Genomic DNA, 15,423 nt, shown 5'->3' on the forward strand with positions numbered 1-15,423 from the left:
GGATGCGAAACCGCTTCATTGTGCCCGGATCCGGCGGCGCGAACCATTGCGCGAGTCTTAAAATGAGCGTTTCAATCCCGATCCTGGAGACTTTCATGGCCTTGCCGACGCCCACGTCCATGTCCGACCGCGACGGAAAAATCTGGATGGACGGCCAGCTCGTCGAATGGCGCGACGCCAAGATCCATGTCCTGACCCACACGCTGCACTACGGCTGCGGCGCCTTCGAGGGCGTGCGCGCCTACGAAACCGACCAGGGCACGGCCATCTTCCGCCTGCGCGAGCACACCCAGCGCCTGTTCGACAGCGCCAAGATCCTGCGCATGGAGATTCCCTACACCCCCGAACAGGTGATGCAGGCGCAGCTCGACGTGGTGCGCGCCAACGGCTTCTCCTCCTGCTACATCCGCCCGCTGGTGTGGATCGGCGACAAGAAGCTGGGCGTGTCCCCGCGCGGCAACACCATCCACCTGATGGTGGCGGCCTGGCCCTGGGGCGCCTACCTGGGCGAGGAAGGCCTGGCCAAGGGCATCCGCGTGAAGACCAGCAGCTACACCCGGCACCACGTGAACATCACCATGTGCAACGCCAAGGCGGTGAGCAACTACACCAACAGCATCCTGGCCAACCTGGAGGTCACCGCCGACGGCTACGACGAGGCGCTGCTGCTCGATCCCCAGGGCTTCGTGAGCGAAGGCGCCGGCGAGAACGTGTTCGTGGTGCGCGACGGCGTGGTCTACACCCCCGACGCCTCCTCCGGCGCGCTCAACGGCATCACCCGCCGCACCGTGTTCTCGATCTGCGAGGACCTGGGCGTGCAGGTGGTGAGCAAGCGCATCCTGCGCGACGAGGTGTACATCGCCGACGAGGCCTTCTTCAGCGGCACCGCGGCGGAGATCACGCCCATTCGCGAACTCGACGGCGTGCGCATCGGCGCCGGCAGCCGCGGCCCGGTGACCGAACGCATCCAGAAGGCCTTCTTCGACATCGTCGGCGGCCGCAATCCCAAGTACTCGGACTGGCTGGCCCGCGTCTGAGCCCCGACCCCCAACCGCGTGGAGAACCTTCGCCCATGAGCGCCATTCCCAAACCCGACATGCCGGTGGTCGAACTCAAGGCCGCCGACCTTCCCGCCTTCTGCCCCAACCCGGCCATGCCGGTGTGGAGCGCGCACCCTCGCGTGTTCCTGGAAATCAGCCACGGCGAAACCGCCTGTCCGTACTGCGGCACGCGCTACCGCCTGGCCGAAGGCGAAGTCGCACACGGGCATTGATGCGCGCCGGCTCTCGAGGAATCGCAGGGCCGCCCCAGGATTCCCTGCCCCCCATGGGGGGCGGGCGCCCCGCGGCCGCGCCCAGCCTGCTGGTCGCGCCGCAGTGGATCGGCGACGCGGTGATGGCGCAACCCCTGGTGGCGCTGCTCGCCGCGCGCGGCGAGCGCGTCACCGCGCTGGGGCTGCCCGGCGTGGCACCGGTGCTGCGGGCCATGCCCGGCATCGAGCGCGTGATCGAGACCCCCTTCGCGCATGGCCGCCTCGACCTGCGCTCGCGCCGTGCCCTGGCGCGGGAACTGCGCCGCGAGGCGTACGCCCGGGCCTACGTGCTGGGCAACAACCTGAAGTCGCGCCTGGTGCCGTGGCTGGCGCGCATTCCGCTGCGCGTGGGCTGGCGCGGCGAAGCCGCGGGGGCGCTGCTCACCCACGCGCTGCAGGCGCCGGCCGAGGCTGCGCGCGCCGGGATGCAGGCACGGCAGCGCGGCGACATGCGCGAGCATTACGCCGCGCTGGCCCAGGAACTTTGCTCTCCGGGATTCGGCACCGGCGTGCCGGCGGCCCCGGTGCGCGAGGTCGGGCAGCCGCTGCTGCGGGTGGATCCGGCAAGCGCCTCGGCCGAGGCGCGGGGCTTCGGCCTGGAACCGGGTTTCATCGCGCTGTGCCCGGGCGCCGAATACGGCCCGGCCAAGCAATGGCCCGCCGCGCATTACGCCGAACTCGCGGAGCTGGCGCATGCGGCGGGACGGCGCGTGGTGATCCTCGGCGGCCCGCGCGAACGCGAGGCAGCGCAAGCCATCCGGGAGGCAGCGCCGCGGGCCGACGCGACGGACCTGTGCGGGCGCACCAGCATGCAGCAGGCGATCGCGCTGCTGGCCGCGGCCGGGGGCGTGGTCAGCAACGATTCGGGGCTGATGCACGTGGCCGCCGCGCTGGGCCGACCGACGGTGGGACTGTACGGCTCCACCGACCCGCGGCACACGCCGCCGGCGGCGCATCGCAGCGCCACGCTATGGCTGCATCTGCCCTGCAGCCCCTGCTTCCAGCGCAACTGCCCGCTGGGGCATCTGAACTGCCTGCGCGCGCTGGACCCTCAGTGGGCCTGGAGCGCGCTGAGCGAGTTGATGGCCGCGGCGGGCTGAAGCCCGCCGGGGCGCATCAGCCGGTGGTGCCGTTGCGCCGCGCGGGAGCCGCGCCGCGCGAGGGGCCGCGCCCGCCGTCGCGGCGGGGCTGGCCGCCGTCGCGACGGGGCTGGCCCTCGTTGCGCCGGGGCTGGCCGGCATGGCCGTGATGGCCGCCGCCCGCGTCGCCGCGGCCGTGCCCGCCCTGCCCGCGAGGAGCGTCGGCGCGGCGCGGGCCCGAGGCCGCGCGGCCGCCGCCGATCACCGTGCGTCCCACGCGGATGGGCTGTGCGCGCTCCTGGGGATCGGGCTCGAATCCGGCCACCAGGTTGCGGTCGATGCCGCGCCCGATCAGGTTCTCGATGTCGCGCAGGAAACGCAGTTCGTCCACGCACACCAGCGAGATCGCCTCGCCCTCGGCGCCGGCACGGCCGGTGCGGCCGATGCGGTGCACGTAGTCCTCGGGCACGTTGGGCAGCTCGTAGTTCACGACCATCGGCAGCTGATCGATGTCGATGCCGCGCGCGGCGATGTCCGTGGCCACCAGCACCTGCAGCTTGCCGCTCTTGAACTCGGCCAGAGCGCGCGTGCGCGCCCCCTGGCTCTTGTTGCCGTGAATGGCGTCGGCGCCGATGCCGTCGCCGCGCAGCTGCTCGGCCAGGCGGTTGGCGCCGTGCTTGGTGCGCATGAACACCAGCACCTGCCACCAGTTGCGTTCGCGGATCAGGTGCGCGAGCAGCTCGCGCTTGCGCTCGCGGCCCACCGGGTGCACGGTCTGGCGCACGCTGGCCGCGGCGATGTTGCGGCGCGCCACCTCGATCACCTTGGGCTGGTTCAGCAGGGTGTTGGCCAGCACCTTGATCTCGTCCGAGAAGGTGGCCGAGAACAGCAGGTTCTGGCGCTTGCGCGGCAGCAGCGCGAGCACCTTGCGGATGTCGTGGATGAAGCCCATGTCGAGCATACGGTCGGCTTCGTCCAGCACCAGGGTGTCGATGCCCGACAGGTCGAGGGTGCGCTGGCCATGGTGGTCCAGCATGCGCCCGGGCGTGGCCACGACGATGTCCACGCCGCGGCGCAGCGCGTCGATCTGCGGCTGCATGCCGACACCGCCGTACATGACCATGCTGCGCAGCTTCAGATGCTTGCCGTAGTCGCGCACGTTCTCGGCCACCTGGGCCGCGAGTTCGCGCGTGGGGACCAGCACCAGCACGCGGGGAATGACCTGGCCGCGCGCGTTGCGCGCCGGCTCGGCCTGGCTGAGGCGATGCAGCAGCGGCAGCGTGAAGGCCGCGGTCTTGCCGGTGCCGGTCTGCGCCGCCGCCAGCAGGTCGCCGCCCGCGAGCACCGCGGGAATGCCCTGGGCCTGGATCGGAGTGGGCGTGGAGTAGCCTTGCTCGCTGATGGCAAGCAGGATGGGCTCGCTGAGCCCGAGGGATGCAAAAGTCATGGATGCTTTCGGAGCCCGCGCAACCGGAGGTTGTGGATGCGGAACGCGGGAAACCACGATGACCGTTTCGTTCGCCGGCGCGGCGGGACGGGAGCCCTTGCCGCGCCCGCACCCGCGGTGTGCGGGCCGAGACGCCAGTTCGCCATCGTGGCGGACAGCCGGCGCAGGGGCCGGCAGGAGTCGAATTCGACAGCCGGTGCGGCAAACTGTGGCCACTCCGGCAAGACTCGAAGTGTAGCATGCAGGCCCTCGGGGCACGCCGCCGTGCGCGGCCCGCGCCCCGCCTCCCCCACGATCTAGGAAGCCTCGCCATGTCCGTCTACGACAAACTGCAAAGCCTGGGCATCACCCTGCCCGCGGTCGCCACGCCTGCGGCGGCCTACCTGTCCTACGTGCAAAGCGGCAACCTGGTGTTCCTGTCCGGCCACATCAGCAAGCGCGACGGCAAGCCGCTGGTCGGGCAGCTCGGGCGCGAACTGAACACCGCGCAGGGCCGCGAGGCCGCGCGCTCGGTGGCCATCGACCTGCTGGGCACCCTGCACGCCGCCTGCGGCGACCTGGGGCGTGTGCGCCGCGTGGTCAAGCTGCTGGGCCTGGTGAACTCCGCGCCCGACTACACCGAGCACCATCTGGTGATCAATGGCGCCTCCGAGCTGCTGGGCGAGGTGCTCGGCGCGGCCGGCCAGCATGCGCGCAGCGCCTTCGGCGTGGCGCAGCTGCCGATGGGCGCGGCGGTGGAGATCGAGCTGATCGCGCAGATCGACGCCTGAGCCCGGTGCCGGGCGCTGCCGCGCCCGGCCGCGGCCTCAGGCGCGGCGCATCGCCTGGGACTGCATCCCGCCTGCCGCCTTGCCGCGGCGCGCGCGGCGCCCGATGAAGTCCTGCAGCGCGCGCGCCGACAGCAGCTGCACGCGCTCCTTGCCGCCGCGGCCCTTGCCGCTGAGTTCCAGGCCGTCGCCCTCGGCCAGCGCCAGCACCGCCGCCACCGACTGCCCGGGCTGCAGCGCCATCAACTGCACGCCGCGGCCGCCGCGCGGCAGCTCGCGCAGTTCCCCGATGTCGAACAGCAGCAGCCGGCCCTCGGCGTCCAGCACCGCGGCATGGCGCGCCTGGCGCACCGCGCCGGCCTCGTCGGTCCAGCGCAGCGCCTGCGGCGCCAGCAGGGTCTCGCCGGGCTCCAGGCTCACGAAGGTCTTGCCCGCGCGCTGGCGGCTGCCCAGGCTGTCGGCCGGGGCGATGAAGCCGTAGCCGCCGCTGGAGGCCAGCAGCAGCGCAGTGTCCGGCGCGCCGCACCAGTAGTGCGCGGGCGTGGTGCCCGCGGGCGGATCGATGAACCGGGTCACCGGCAGGCCGTCGCCGCGCCCGCCGGGCAGTTGCGCCACGGCCAGGCTATAGGCGCGCCCGTCGCTGCCCAGCACCCACAGGGTGTCGGTGCTGCGGCAGGCGAAGACCTCGCGCAGCGCGTCGCCGGGCTTGAAGCCCAGGCCGGCGGCATCGATGCCGTGGCCCTTGAGCGCGCGCAGCCAGCCCATGCGCGAGACCACCACGGTCACCGGCTCGTCGGGCACGCGCAGTTCCAGCGAGGCGCGGCTTTGCTCCTGCAGCAGGGTGCGGCGCTCGTCGCCGTGCTGGCGCGCGTCGGCCTCGATCTCCTTGATCACCCGCCGGCGCAGCGCCTTGTCGTCGTCCAGCAGCTTGCGAAGTTCCTCGCGCTCCTCCTGCAGGCGCGCGATTTCCTGTTCGATGCGGATGGCCTCCAGGCGCGCCAGCTGGCGCAGGCGGATTTCCAGGATGTCCTCGGCCTGGCGCTCGCTCAAGGCGAAGTGCTGCATCAGCGCGGGCCTGGGCTCGTCGCTCTCGCGGATGATGCGGATCACCTCGTCGATGTTGAGCAGCACCGCGCGGCGGCCCTCGAGGATGTGCAGGCGGTCGAGCACCTGCTGCAGGCGGTGCGCGCTGCGCCGGCGCACGGTGACCAGGCGGAAGCCGGTCCATTCCTGCAGCACGTCGAGCAGGGACTTCTGGCGCGGCTTGCCGTCGGCGCCGATCATCACCAGATTCAGCGCGACGCTGGTCTCCAGGCTGGTGGTCGACAGCAGCACCGACACCAGTTCCTCCACCGGCGTACGCGAACTGCGAGGCTCGAACACCAGGCGCACCGCGGCGTCGCGTCCGGACTCGTCGCGCACGCCGTCCAGCACCCCCAGCACGGTCTGGCGCAATTGCTGCTGTTCGGCGCTGAGCGCCTTCTTGCCCGCCTTGGGCTTGGGATCGGTGAGTTCCTCGATCTCCTGCAGCACCCGCTGCGCGGACGCGCCCGGCGGCAGTTCGTGCACCACCAGCTGCCACTGGCCGCGCGCCAGTTCCTCGACGCTCCAGCGCGCGCGCACCTTCAGGCTGCCGCGGCCGCTGGCGTAGGCGGCGCGGATGTCGGCGGCGCTGCTGATCACCTGGCCGGCCGTGGCGAAGTCCGGGCCCGGCACGAGCTCGAGCACTTCGTCCAGCCCGATCGCGGGCGTTTTCAGCACGGCCACGCAGGCGGCGGCCACCTCGCGCAGGTTGTGCGAGGGAATCTCGGTGGCCATGCCCACGGCGATGCCGCTGGCGCCGTTGAGCAGCAGCATGGGCAGGCGCGCGGGCAGCAGGCGCGGCTCCTGCGTGGACCCGTCGTAATTGGGCTGGAAGTCCACCGTGCCCTGGTCCACCTCCTCCAGCAGCAGGCGTGCGATGGGGGTCAGGCGTGCCTCGGTGTAGCGCATCGCCGCCGCGCCGTCGCCGTCGCGCGAGCCGAAATTGCCCTGGCCGTCGATCAGCGGATAGCGTTGCGCGAAGTCCTGCGCCAGGCGCACCAGCGCGTCGTAGGCCGCCTGGTCCCCGTGCGGGTGGTACTTGCCCAGCACGTCGCCGACCACGCGGGCGGATTTCACCGGGCGCGCGCCGGCGGCCAGGCCCATGCGGTCCATCGCGTACAGGATGCGCCGCTGCACCGGCTTGAGGCCGTCGCACACATCGGGCAGCGCGCGCCCCTTGACCACGGAGATGGCGTAGTCGAGATAGGCCTGGCGCGCGAAATCGGCCAGCGCCAGCGCATCGCCGTCCTCGACGGCGGCGGCGGCGAACAGGTCGGGGGTGGCCCCGGGAGTGCCTGCGGCGTCCGGTTCCGGATGGGAAGTGCTCATTGAAGGTTCGGGATCAGATATCGACTTCGACGCGGTCGCCGAAGGTTTCCATGAGTTCGCGCCGGGCCTGCGCCTCGCCCTTGCCCATCAGGCGCGTGAACAGCTCGGCGGTGGCCTCGCTGCCCTGGCCGCCGAAGCCCACCTGCGGCAGGCGCCGGGTGTCGGGGTTGAGCGTGGTCTCCCACAACTGCTCGGCGCTCATCTCGCCCAGGCCCTTGAAGCGCGACACGCTCCACGCGCCCTCGCGCAATCCGTCCTTGCGCAGCCGGTCGCAGATGGCCTGCAGCTCGCCGTCGTCCAGCGCGTAGAGCTTGGCGGCCGGCTTGCGGCCGCGCGCCGGCGCATCCACGCGGTACAGCGGCGGGCGCGCGACGTACACGTGCCCGCTACGCACCAGTTGCGGGAAGTGGCGCAGGAACAGGGTCAGCAGCAGCACCTGGATGTGCGAGCCGTCGACGTCGGCGTCGCTGAGGATGCAGATCTTGCCGTAGCGCAGCCCGGACAGGTCGACTTCGTCGTGCAGGCCGTGAGGGTCCAGGCCGATGGCCACCGCGATGTCGTGGATCTCCTGGTTGGCGAACAGGCGGTCGCGCTCGACCTCCCAGGAGTTGAGCACCTTGCCGCGCAGCGGAAGCACCGCCTGGAATTCCTTGTCGCGCCCCATTTTCGCGGAGCCGCCTGCCGAATCCCCCTCCACCAGGAACAACTCGTTGCGGGACAGGTCGCGGCTTTCGCAATCGGTGAGCTTGCCCGGCAGCACCGCGATGCCCGAGCCCTTGCGGCGTTCGACCCGCTGCGCCGCGCGCTGGCGGCTCTGCGCCTGCGCGATCACCAGCTCGGCCAGCGCCTTGCCCTGCTCCACGTGCTGGCTGAGCCAAAGCTCCAGCGCGGGACGCACGAAGCCCGAGACCAGGCGCACCGCGTCACGGCTGTTCAGGCGTTCCTTCATCTGGCCCTGGAACTGCGGGTCCAGCACTTTCGCCGACAACACGTAGGAGGCGCGGGAGAACACGTCCTCGGGCAGCACGCGCAGGCCCTTGGGGGACAGCGCATGCAGTTCGATGAAACCCTTGACCGCCTGGAACAGGCCCTCGCGCAGGCCCGCGTCGTGGGTGCCCCCGGCCGGCGTGGGGATCAGGTTCACGTAGGACTCGCGCAGCACGCTGCCCTCGGCACTGAAGGCCACGCACCACGAGGCGCCCTCCCCCGGCGCGAAACCTTCGGTCTGCGCCTCGGCCGCACCCTCGCCGTCGAACTCCAGCAGCACCGGCGTGTCGCCCAGCGACTCGCGCAGGTAGCCGCGCAATCCGTGTTCGTAGCGCCACTCGTGGGTCTCGGCGCTTTTCTCCAGGTGCAGGCGCACGGTCAGCCCGGGCAGCAGCACCGCCTTGCTGCGCAACAGGTGCAGCAATTCGCCCTGCGGAAGCTGCGGGGAATCGAAGTAGCGCGCATCGGGCCAGACGCGCACGCGCGTGCCGTTGCGGGCCTCGCCGCGCACAAGCGGCCGGCTGTGCAGCGGCTCCACCGTCGCGCCGTCGGCGAAGGCCAGGAAACTGGCCTGGCCTTCGCGATGCACTTCCACTTCCAGGCGCCGCGCCAGGGCGTTGGTGACACTGACCCCGACCCCGTGCAGGCCGCCGGAGAAGCGGTAGGCGGCGCCAGCGTCGAGCTTGTCGAACTTGCCCCCGGCGTGCAACTGGGTGAACACCAGCTCCACCACCGGCACGCCCTCGTCGGGGTGCAGCCCCACGGGAATGCCGCGCCCGTCGTCCTGCACCGTCACGCTGCCGTCGGCGTGCACGATCACCTCGATGCGGCCGGCCTGCCCGGCCAGCGCCTCGTCCGCGCAGTTGTCGATGACTTCCTGCACGATATGCAGGGGGTTGACCGTGGAGGTGTACATCCCCGGACGCTGCCTCACCGGCTCCAGTCCCTTGAGCACGCGAATCGAGGCTTCGCTGTAACTATCCCGTTTGCTGGTTCCCATCGACGCTTGTGGATAAGACCGAAGAATTGTGGACAACGCGGACGCCTGCCCGGCACGCCGCGCAGGCCGCGCACTTATCCCCACCAAATGGGGATAGACCACCCCGCGCGCCGCGCCAGAGCCTGCATTTATGCGGGCCGGCTCAGCGATGCCCAAAAAACGGGCAAGGCCGCGCACGCCGCGCGGAGCTTGACAGACCGCCCGCGGCATTCTAGAGGCCGGCTCGCGCAAGACCCCGGCGGGGGTCCGGCGAGACCTCGGCACGAAGGCCTCGAGCCGGCGCAGCGCGGGACAAGGCCCGCGGGCTGTGCTTGAATGCGCGCATGCCATCCGAGCCCCCTCCGACGCACGGGGAGGCGGCGGTGAAGCCCGCCGCGGCCGACCCGCACGCCCAGGCGTCCCCGCCTTCGCCGTCCCCCTGGGTCCTGCGCTTCGCGCCGCTGATCCCTGCGCGCGCCGAGGTGCTCGACCTGGCCTGCGGCAGCGGGCGCCACGCACGGGTGCTGGCCGCCATGGGCCATGCGGTGCTGGGCGTGGACCGCGACGCCGTCGCCTTGCAAGCCCTGCGCGATGTGCCCGGCGTGCGCGTGCTGCAGGCCGATCTGGAGAACGCGCCGTGGCCGCTGCGCGAGCGCTTCGGCGCCGTGGTGGTCACGAACTATCTGTGGCGGGCGCTGCTGCCGCGCATCGTGGGCAGCGTGGACCCGGGCGGCGTGCTGCTCTACGAGACCTTCGCGCTCGGGCAGTCCAGCATCGGGCGCCCGTCCAATCCGCAGTTCCTGTTGCGCCCGGGAGAACTGCTCGACGCCGTGCGCGGCGAACTTCGCGTGGTGGCCTACGAGGACGGATTCGCGCCGGGGCCGCGCCCCGCTTTCGTGCAGCGCATCTGCGCCGTGCGTGAAAGCGCCCCCGGCGCCATGGCCGCCGACCCGCCCAAGTACAATCTGTGAATTTCCCCAAGCGGCTGGCATGAACACCATCACTGGCAGCATCGTGGCCCTGGTCACGCCCATGCACGAGGACGGCAGCGTCGACTTCGACGCGCTGCGCCGCCTCATCGACTGGCACATCGCCGAGGGCACCGATTGCATCGGGGTCGTCGGAACCACCGGCGAATCGCCGACGGTGGACGTCGAGGAGCACCAGCAGATCATCCGGGTGGCGGTCGAGCAGGCCGCCGGGCGCGTTCCCATCATGGCCGGCGCCGGCGCCAACTCCACCGCCGAGGCGATCGAGCTCTCGCATTTCTGCCGCGAGGTAGGCGCCGATTGCACGCTGCAGGTCGTGCCCTACTACAACAAGCCCACCCAGGAAGGCATCTACCGGCATTTCCGCGCCATCGCCGAAGCCGCGGACATCCCGATGGTGCTGTACAACGTGCCCGGACGCACCGTCGCCGACGTGCAGGCGGACACGGTGCTGCGCCTGGCCGGGATCCCCAACATCGTGGGCATCAAGGAAGCCACCGGCAACATCGACCGCGCGCTGCAGATCCTGCGCAAGGCGCCGGAGGAATTCGCCGTGTACTCGGGGGACGACTTCACCGCGCTGGCGCTGATGCTGGTGGGCGGCAAGGGCAACGTCAGCGTCACCGCCAACGTGGCGCCGCGGCTGATGCACGACATGTGCGTGGCCGCGGTGGCCGGGCGTGCGCGCGAGGCCACCGAGCTGCACATGCGCATGATGGACCTCAACACCCTGCTGATGTGCGAGCCCAACCCCACCGCGGTGAAGTGGGCGCTGGCGGCCATGGGACGCATCGAGGGCGGCATCCGGCTGCCGCTGGTGCCGCTGAGCAGCCGGCACGACGAACTTCGCGCGGCGCTGGCCGCGCTGGACATTCCCGTTCTTCACTGACCATTCAAGCCATGCGCCGAAATTCCGTACGCAGCCTGCCCCACGTGCGCCGAACCTGCCTTGCCGCCTCGCTCGCGGCCGTGTTCGCGCTGGGAGGCTGCTCCTCGCTCGGTGACACCTTCACGGGTCACGACGTGGACTACCAGAGCGCCAAGGCCGGCCCGACGCTGGACATCCCGCCGGACCTGACCCAACTGGCGCGCAACCAGCGCTACGCCGTGCCCGAGGGGCCGGCGAAGCAGGATTCGGTCAGCGCCCTGGCCTACCAGAGCACGGTGCAGCAGACCCAGGCGCAGGCGCAGAGCAACGCGGTGCTGCCGGACTACCCCGGCATGCGCATCCAGCAGCAGGGCACGCAACGCTGGCTGGTGATCGACGCGGCACCGCAGGCGCTGTGGGACAAGGTGCAGACCTTCTGGCAGCAGAACGGCTTCTACCTGACCGAGGCGAACCGTGAGCTGGGCGTGATGCAGACCGACTGGGCCGAGAACCATGCCAAGCTGCCGCAGGACCTGATCCGCAAGTACCTGGGCAAGGTGTTCGACAGTCTGTACGACACCGGCGAGCGCGACCGCTACCGCACGGTGTTCGAGCGCACGCCGGACGGCAAGGCCACGCAGATCTACATCAGCCACCAGACCATGGTGGAGGTCTACACCGACACCCAGCACACGCAGACCACCTGGCAGCCCGGCACCCCGGACCCGACCATGGACGAAGTCTTCCTGCGCAAGCTGATGGTCAGCCTGGGCGCCAGCGACGCGCAGGCCAAGGCCGAACTGGCCACCGCGCAGCAGCAGGCGCAGCAGGCGCCGCGCGCGGTGCTGGTGGACGGCGGCCGCGCGCTGCAACTCCCCGACGACATGGAACAGGCCTGGCGCCGCGTCAGCCTGGCGCTGAACACCGCGGGCTTCACCGTCACCGAGCGCAATCGCAGTGCCGGCACCTTCGACGTGCGTTACGTGGACCCGCAGGCGGCGCTGAAGGCCGAGCAGCACAAGGAAGGTTTCTTCGGCAAGCTGTTCGGCGGCAAGGACCAGACCGTCAAGCCCGAGAACCTGCGCATCACGGTACAGGCCGCGGGAACGGGTTCGCAGGTCGGCGTCCACTCGCTGGACGGCGGCTCCGATGCCGCGGCCTCGGAATCCAGCATCCTGAAGATCCTGCAGCAGCAATTGCAGTAGAAACGCAGTAGGCGCCTCGGCGCCACCGCCCTGCTAGCCCGGCCTCGTGCCGGGCTTTTCGTCGACCCCCACCAGCGCCCGAAGGGCCCGAGCGGCCCGGCCTCAGGCGTAACTGCGCACCTGCAGCGACAGCGAACGCAGCGCGGCGATGCCGCTCTGCTCGGCGCGCTGGCACCAGTCCTGCAGGCGCTGGCGCAGTTGTTCGGCCGAGGCCGACGAGTGCAGCCAGACCTCGCTGAGTTCCTCGCGCATGCGCAGCAGCGTGCGCAGGCCGGAGTTGTCGGAGGCGGCCGCGTCGATCACGGCGCGCGCCGGCGCGTCCAGCATGTCGGGTTCGCTGTCGATCAGGCGCTGCGCCGAACGCAGCGCGCGCAACTGGGATTTCGCGCCGCCGGCCGCGCGCACGCGGCGCAGTTCCTCGCGCAGGGCGCGGCGCAGCTCGCGGGCGTAGCGCGCCATCAGGTCGTAGCGGTTGGCGATCACGCTTTGCAGCAGCGCGCCGTCCACCAGCGCACGCACTTCGCCCAGGCGCGCCTTGGGCGGCAGCTTGCGTACCCGCGCCAGGCCCAACGCCGAGAACAGCTGAATGTAGCCCCAGCCGAGGTCGAATTCCCACCACTTGATCGACAGCTTGGCCGACGTGGGGAAGGTGTGGTGGTTGTTGTGCAGTTCCTCGCCGCCGATGATCAGGCCCCAGGGCGACACGTTGCGGCTGGCGTCGCGGCTGCTGAAGTTGCGGTAGCCCCACCAGTGGCCCACGCCGTTGACCACGCCGGCGGCCCAGAAGGGAATCCACAGCATCTGCACCGCCCACACCGTGGCGCCGAGCGCGCCGAACAGCAGCAGGTCGAGAATCAGCATCACGCCCACGCCCTGCCAGGGCAGTCCGGCGTACACCCGGCGCTCCAGCCAGTCGTTCGGGGTGCCGTGGCCGAAGCGCTCCAGCGTGCTCGTGTTGGCGGCCTCGGAGCGGTACAACTCGGCGCCGCGCAGCATCACCTCGCCGATGCCCTTGACCACCGGGCTATGGGGGTCTTCCTCGGTTTCGCACTTGGCGTGGTGCTTGCGGTGCACGGCCACCCACTGGCGCGTGGACATGCCGGTTGCCAGCCACAGCCACATCCGGAAAAAGTGCATCAACGCGGGGTGCAGGTCCAGCGCGCGGTGCGCCTGGGAACGGTGCAGGTATACCGTCACCGCCACGATGGTGACGTGGCAAGTGAGCAGCGTGTACGCCACCATGGTGCCGATTCCGGCGTGCCACAGGCCGTGGGCGGCCCAATCTTGCAGAACTTCCAACATCGGTGATTCCATTAGGGCGCCGAAGGCGGAACTTACGGCGCAATCCGGGCGCCTGGCGCCCACTCCGGATGCCGGGCTCAACCCGGCCTCATCGCCTCAGCATAGCGCAGCAGCATGCCGGGGAACATCGGCAATCCCCCCAGGCACGGCTCAGGGATTGCGCTCGATCAGCGCGGCGAAGAATCCGTCGGTGCCGTGGCGCTGCGGCCACAGGCGCAGCCAGGGCCCTTCGAGGGGCCCGGGCAGCTGCTGCTGGCGCCACCATTCGCCGGCATCCAGCAGGCGCCAGCCGGGATGTGCGTCCAGGAAGGCCTGCACGACCTGCTGGTTCTCCTGCTCCAGCAGGCTGCAGGTGGCGTAGACCAGGCGCCCTCCGGGCTTGAGCAGGCGTGCCGCCTGCGCGAGGATGGCGGCCTGCTGTCCGGCCAGGCGCGGCACCTCGGCCTCGCTGCTGCGCCACTTCAGGTCGGGATTGCGGCGCAGCGTGCCCACGCCGCTGCAGGGCGCGTCCACCAGCACGCGGTCGATCTTGCCCGCCAGGCGTTGCACGCGCTCGTCGCGCTCACCGCGGATGGCCACCGGGTAGACGTTCGACAGGCCGCTGCGCGCCAGGCGCGGACGCAGGCGTTCCAGGCGCGCCTGCGACACGTCGAAGGCGTACAGGCGCCCGCTGCCGCGCATCATGGCACCCAACGCCAGGGTCTTGCCCCCGGCCCCGGCACAGAAGTCCACCACCATCTCGCCGCGCCGGGGCGCCAGCAGCAGCGCCAGCAGCTGGCTGCCCTCGTCCTGCACTTCGACCAGCCCCTGTTCGAAGGCGGCGCTGCGCTGCAGCGCCGGCTTGCCCCGCACCCGCAGGCCCCACGGAGACAGCGGCGTGGGCTCGCTGTCGATGCCCTGCTCGCGCAGTGCCTCGCGCGCCTGCTCGCGCGTGCCCTTGAGCAGGTTGGCGCGCAGATCCAGCGGCGCCGGGCGCAGCAGCGACGCGGCCAGCGCCTCGAACTCCGCGCCGCACTGGCGCTGCCATTGCGAGGCCAGCCAGTCGGGCAGGCTGTAGCGCACGGCCGGCGGCAGGCCGGACAGGTCCTGTGCCAGGCATTGTTCGCGCCAGGCCAGCAGGCCGGGCGCGAAACCGGCACTGGCGACGTCGCCCTGCCAGCCCAGCGCCAGCAGGCGCAGCTCCGCGCTGCCCTCGGGCGCGCCCTGCGCCAGCTGGCGCCACAGGCGCAGGTTGCGCACCACGCCGTACACCGTCTCGGCCAGCACGTGGCGCTCACGCTGCCCCAGGCGGGCATGGGCACGGAAATAGCGTGACACGACCGCGTCGGCGGGAAACTGGAAGGCCAGCACCTCGCGCAGCAGTTCGGCGGCGCCATCCAGCAGCGCGGCGCGCGGCCGGCCGGCGCCGCGCTTCGAAGCCCCCCGGCGCTCGCCGCTCATCGCCCTTCTCCCGGCGCGGCATCGAGCACCCGCACGCGCTGGCCCCGCACCTTCAGGCGACCCTCGAGCAGCGCGCGCACGGCCGGCGGGTAGATGCGGTGTTCCTGCTCCAGCACGCGCTCGGCCAGGCTGGCCTCGGTATCGTCGTCCAGCACCGGCACCGCGGCCTGCGCCACGATCGGCCCGGCGTCCATCTCGGGAGTGACCAGGTGCACGGTGGCGCCGTGCAGCTTCACGCCGGCCTCCAGCGCGCGGCGATGGGTGTGCAGCCCGGCGAAGGCGGGCAGCAGCGAGGGGTGCACGTTGATCAGCCGGCCTTCGTAGCGTTGCACGAACCAGGGCGTGAGCAGGCGCATGAAGCCGGCGAGCACGACCGCCGCGGGGGCATGCGCGTCGATGCGCCGCGCGAGTTCACGGTCGTAGTCCTCGCGGCTGGCGGCCTCGCGGTGGTCCAGCACCTCGCAGGCGATGCCGCGGCCGGCGGCGAAGTGCAGGCCGGCGGCGTCCGCGCGGTTGCTGATCACCGCGGCCACGCGTGCCTTCCAGGCCTGCTCGGCGCAGGCGTTGACAATGGCCTGGAGGTTGGATCCGGTGCCGGAAATCAGAATGACGATCGATGGGGCGTGCTCGGGCATG

13 protein-coding genes are annotated in these 15,423 nt (G+C 71.3%); 7 read left to right on the forward strand and 6 right to left on the reverse strand.

The features are described 5' to 3' along the window. Positions 1–95: 95 nt before the first annotated feature. Genes D466_RS0100875 through waaF form a run of 3 tightly spaced genes read left to right on the forward strand, consistent with a single transcriptional unit; the run spans position 96 to position 2,412 of the window. Complete coding sequence (locus tag D466_RS0100875) at positions 96–1,037, forward strand: branched-chain amino acid transaminase (RefSeq protein WP_038164707.1); 942 nt, start codon at positions 96–98, stop codon at positions 1,035–1,037. A gap of 35 nt (positions 1,038–1,072) precedes the next feature. Continuing rightward, positions 1,073–1,273, forward strand: coding sequence for a zinc-finger domain-containing protein (locus D466_RS0100880; protein ID WP_018911799.1), 201 nt, complete (start codon positions 1,073–1,075; stop codon positions 1,271–1,273). A gap of 53 nt (positions 1,274–1,326) precedes the next feature. After that, positions 1,327–2,412 (forward strand): lipopolysaccharide heptosyltransferase II, encoded by a 1,086-nt coding sequence (waaF, locus tag D466_RS0100885; RefSeq protein ID WP_018911800.1) that lies wholly within the window; start codon positions 1,327–1,329, stop codon positions 2,410–2,412. 16 nt (positions 2,413–2,428) lie between these two features. Here waaF and D466_RS0100890 read toward each other — a convergent pair whose 3' ends face one another. Beyond that, positions 2,429–3,838, reverse strand: a complete 1,410-nt coding sequence (locus D466_RS0100890) for a DEAD/DEAH box helicase (RefSeq protein WP_018911801.1) — start codon at positions 3,836–3,838, stop codon at positions 2,429–2,431. Between the two features lie 311 nt (positions 3,839–4,149). Here D466_RS0100890 and D466_RS0100895 point away from each other — a divergent pair, with 311 nt between their 5' ends. Next, positions 4,150–4,608 carry a RidA family protein gene (locus D466_RS0100895; protein WP_018911802.1) on the forward strand — a complete coding sequence of 153 codons (459 nt, stop codon included), beginning with the start codon at positions 4,150–4,152 and terminating at the stop codon, positions 4,606–4,608. Between the two features lie 36 nt (positions 4,609–4,644). Here the strand turns inward: D466_RS0100895 and parC are convergent, their stop codons facing one another. Beyond that, a complete protein-coding gene (parC, locus tag D466_RS0100900) occupies positions 4,645–7,017 on the reverse strand; it encodes a DNA topoisomerase IV subunit A (protein WP_018911803.1) in 2,373 nt (790 codons plus the stop codon). A 13-nt stretch (positions 7,018–7,030) separates the two neighbouring features. Then, complete coding sequence (locus D466_RS0100905) at positions 7,031–9,004, reverse strand: DNA topoisomerase IV subunit B (RefSeq protein ID WP_026284742.1); 1,974 nt, start codon at positions 9,002–9,004, stop codon at positions 7,031–7,033. A 323-nt stretch (positions 9,005–9,327) separates the two neighbouring features. On the opposite strand from D466_RS0100905, the gene D466_RS0100910 reads away from it, so the two are divergent. The 3 genes from D466_RS0100910 to bamC are packed head-to-tail and all read left to right on the forward strand — an operon-like array spanning position 9,328 to position 12,045. Then, a complete protein-coding gene (locus D466_RS0100910; protein WP_018911805.1) occupies positions 9,328–9,954 on the forward strand; it encodes a methyltransferase domain-containing protein in 627 nt (208 codons plus the stop codon). Between the two features lie 19 nt (positions 9,955–9,973). Continuing rightward, positions 9,974–10,861, forward strand: a complete 888-nt coding sequence (gene dapA / locus D466_RS0100915) for a 4-hydroxy-tetrahydrodipicolinate synthase (protein ID WP_018911806.1) — start codon at positions 9,974–9,976, stop codon at positions 10,859–10,861. An 11-nt stretch (positions 10,862–10,872) separates the two neighbouring features. Then, positions 10,873–12,045 carry an outer membrane protein assembly factor BamC gene (gene bamC, locus D466_RS0100920; RefSeq protein ID WP_051083646.1) on the forward strand — a complete coding sequence of 391 codons (1,173 nt, stop codon included), beginning with the start codon at positions 10,873–10,875 and terminating at the stop codon, positions 12,043–12,045. Positions 12,046–12,147: 102 nt separating this feature from the next. Here bamC and D466_RS0100925 read toward each other — a convergent pair whose 3' ends face one another. From D466_RS0100925 to purN, 3 genes are all read right to left on the reverse strand, one after another. Further along, positions 12,148–13,347 carry an acyl-CoA desaturase gene (locus D466_RS0100925; RefSeq protein WP_018911808.1) on the reverse strand — a complete coding sequence of 400 codons (1,200 nt, stop codon included), beginning with the start codon at positions 13,345–13,347 and terminating at the stop codon, positions 12,148–12,150. A gap of 150 nt (positions 13,348–13,497) precedes the next feature. Beyond that, positions 13,498–14,787: an RsmB/NOP family class I SAM-dependent RNA methyltransferase gene (locus tag D466_RS0100930; RefSeq protein WP_018911809.1), complete on the reverse strand. Its 1,290-nt coding sequence runs from the start codon at positions 14,785–14,787 to the stop codon at positions 13,498–13,500. Then, positions 14,784–15,422, reverse strand: a complete 639-nt coding sequence (gene purN / locus D466_RS0100935) for a phosphoribosylglycinamide formyltransferase (protein WP_018911810.1) — start codon at positions 15,420–15,422, stop codon at positions 14,784–14,786. The genes D466_RS0100930 and purN overlap by 4 nt, the downstream gene beginning before the upstream one ends. Position 15,423 lies beyond the last annotated feature (1 nt).

The sequence above is a fragment of the Thiomonas sp. FB-6 genome, assembly GCF_000377645.1.
Taxonomy (GTDB): Bacteria; Pseudomonadota; Gammaproteobacteria; order Burkholderiales; family Burkholderiaceae_C; genus Thiomonas_A.

Bases quoted from the DNA above. Each gene is read 5' to 3' on its own strand.
- dapA (WP_018911806.1), top strand. From the start codon at position 9,974: ATGAACACCATCACTGGCAGCATCGTGGCCCTGGTCACGCCCATGCAC.
- purN (WP_018911810.1), bottom strand. From the start codon at position 15,422: ATGCCCGAGCACGCCCCATCGATCGTCATTCTGATTTCCGGCACCGGA.
- D466_RS0100875 (WP_038164707.1), top strand. From the start codon at position 96: ATGGCCTTGCCGACGCCCACGTCCATGTCCGACCGCGACGGAAAAATC.
- D466_RS0100910 (WP_018911805.1), top strand. From the start codon at position 9,328: ATGCCATCCGAGCCCCCTCCGACGCACGGGGAGGCGGCGGTGAAGCCC.
- D466_RS0100880 (WP_018911799.1), top strand. From the start codon at position 1,073: ATGAGCGCCATTCCCAAACCCGACATGCCGGTGGTCGAACTCAAGGCC.
- D466_RS0100890 (WP_018911801.1), bottom strand. From the start codon at position 3,838: ATGACTTTTGCATCCCTCGGGCTCAGCGAGCCCATCCTGCTTGCCATC.
- parC (WP_018911803.1), bottom strand. From the start codon at position 7,017: ATGAGCACTTCCCATCCGGAACCGGACGCCGCAGGCACTCCCGGGGCC.
- D466_RS0100895 (WP_018911802.1), top strand. From the start codon at position 4,150: ATGTCCGTCTACGACAAACTGCAAAGCCTGGGCATCACCCTGCCCGCG.
- D466_RS0100905 (WP_026284742.1), bottom strand. From the start codon at position 9,004: ATGGGAACCAGCAAACGGGATAGTTACAGCGAAGCCTCGATTCGCGTG.
- bamC (WP_051083646.1), top strand. From the start codon at position 10,873: ATGCGCCGAAATTCCGTACGCAGCCTGCCCCACGTGCGCCGAACCTGC.
- D466_RS0100925 (WP_018911808.1), bottom strand. From the start codon at position 13,347: ATGTTGGAAGTTCTGCAAGATTGGGCCGCCCACGGCCTGTGGCACGCC.
- D466_RS0100930 (WP_018911809.1), bottom strand. From the start codon at position 14,787: ATGAGCGGCGAGCGCCGGGGGGCTTCGAAGCGCGGCGCCGGCCGGCCG.
- waaF (WP_018911800.1), top strand. From the start codon at position 1,327: ATGGGGGGCGGGCGCCCCGCGGCCGCGCCCAGCCTGCTGGTCGCGCCG.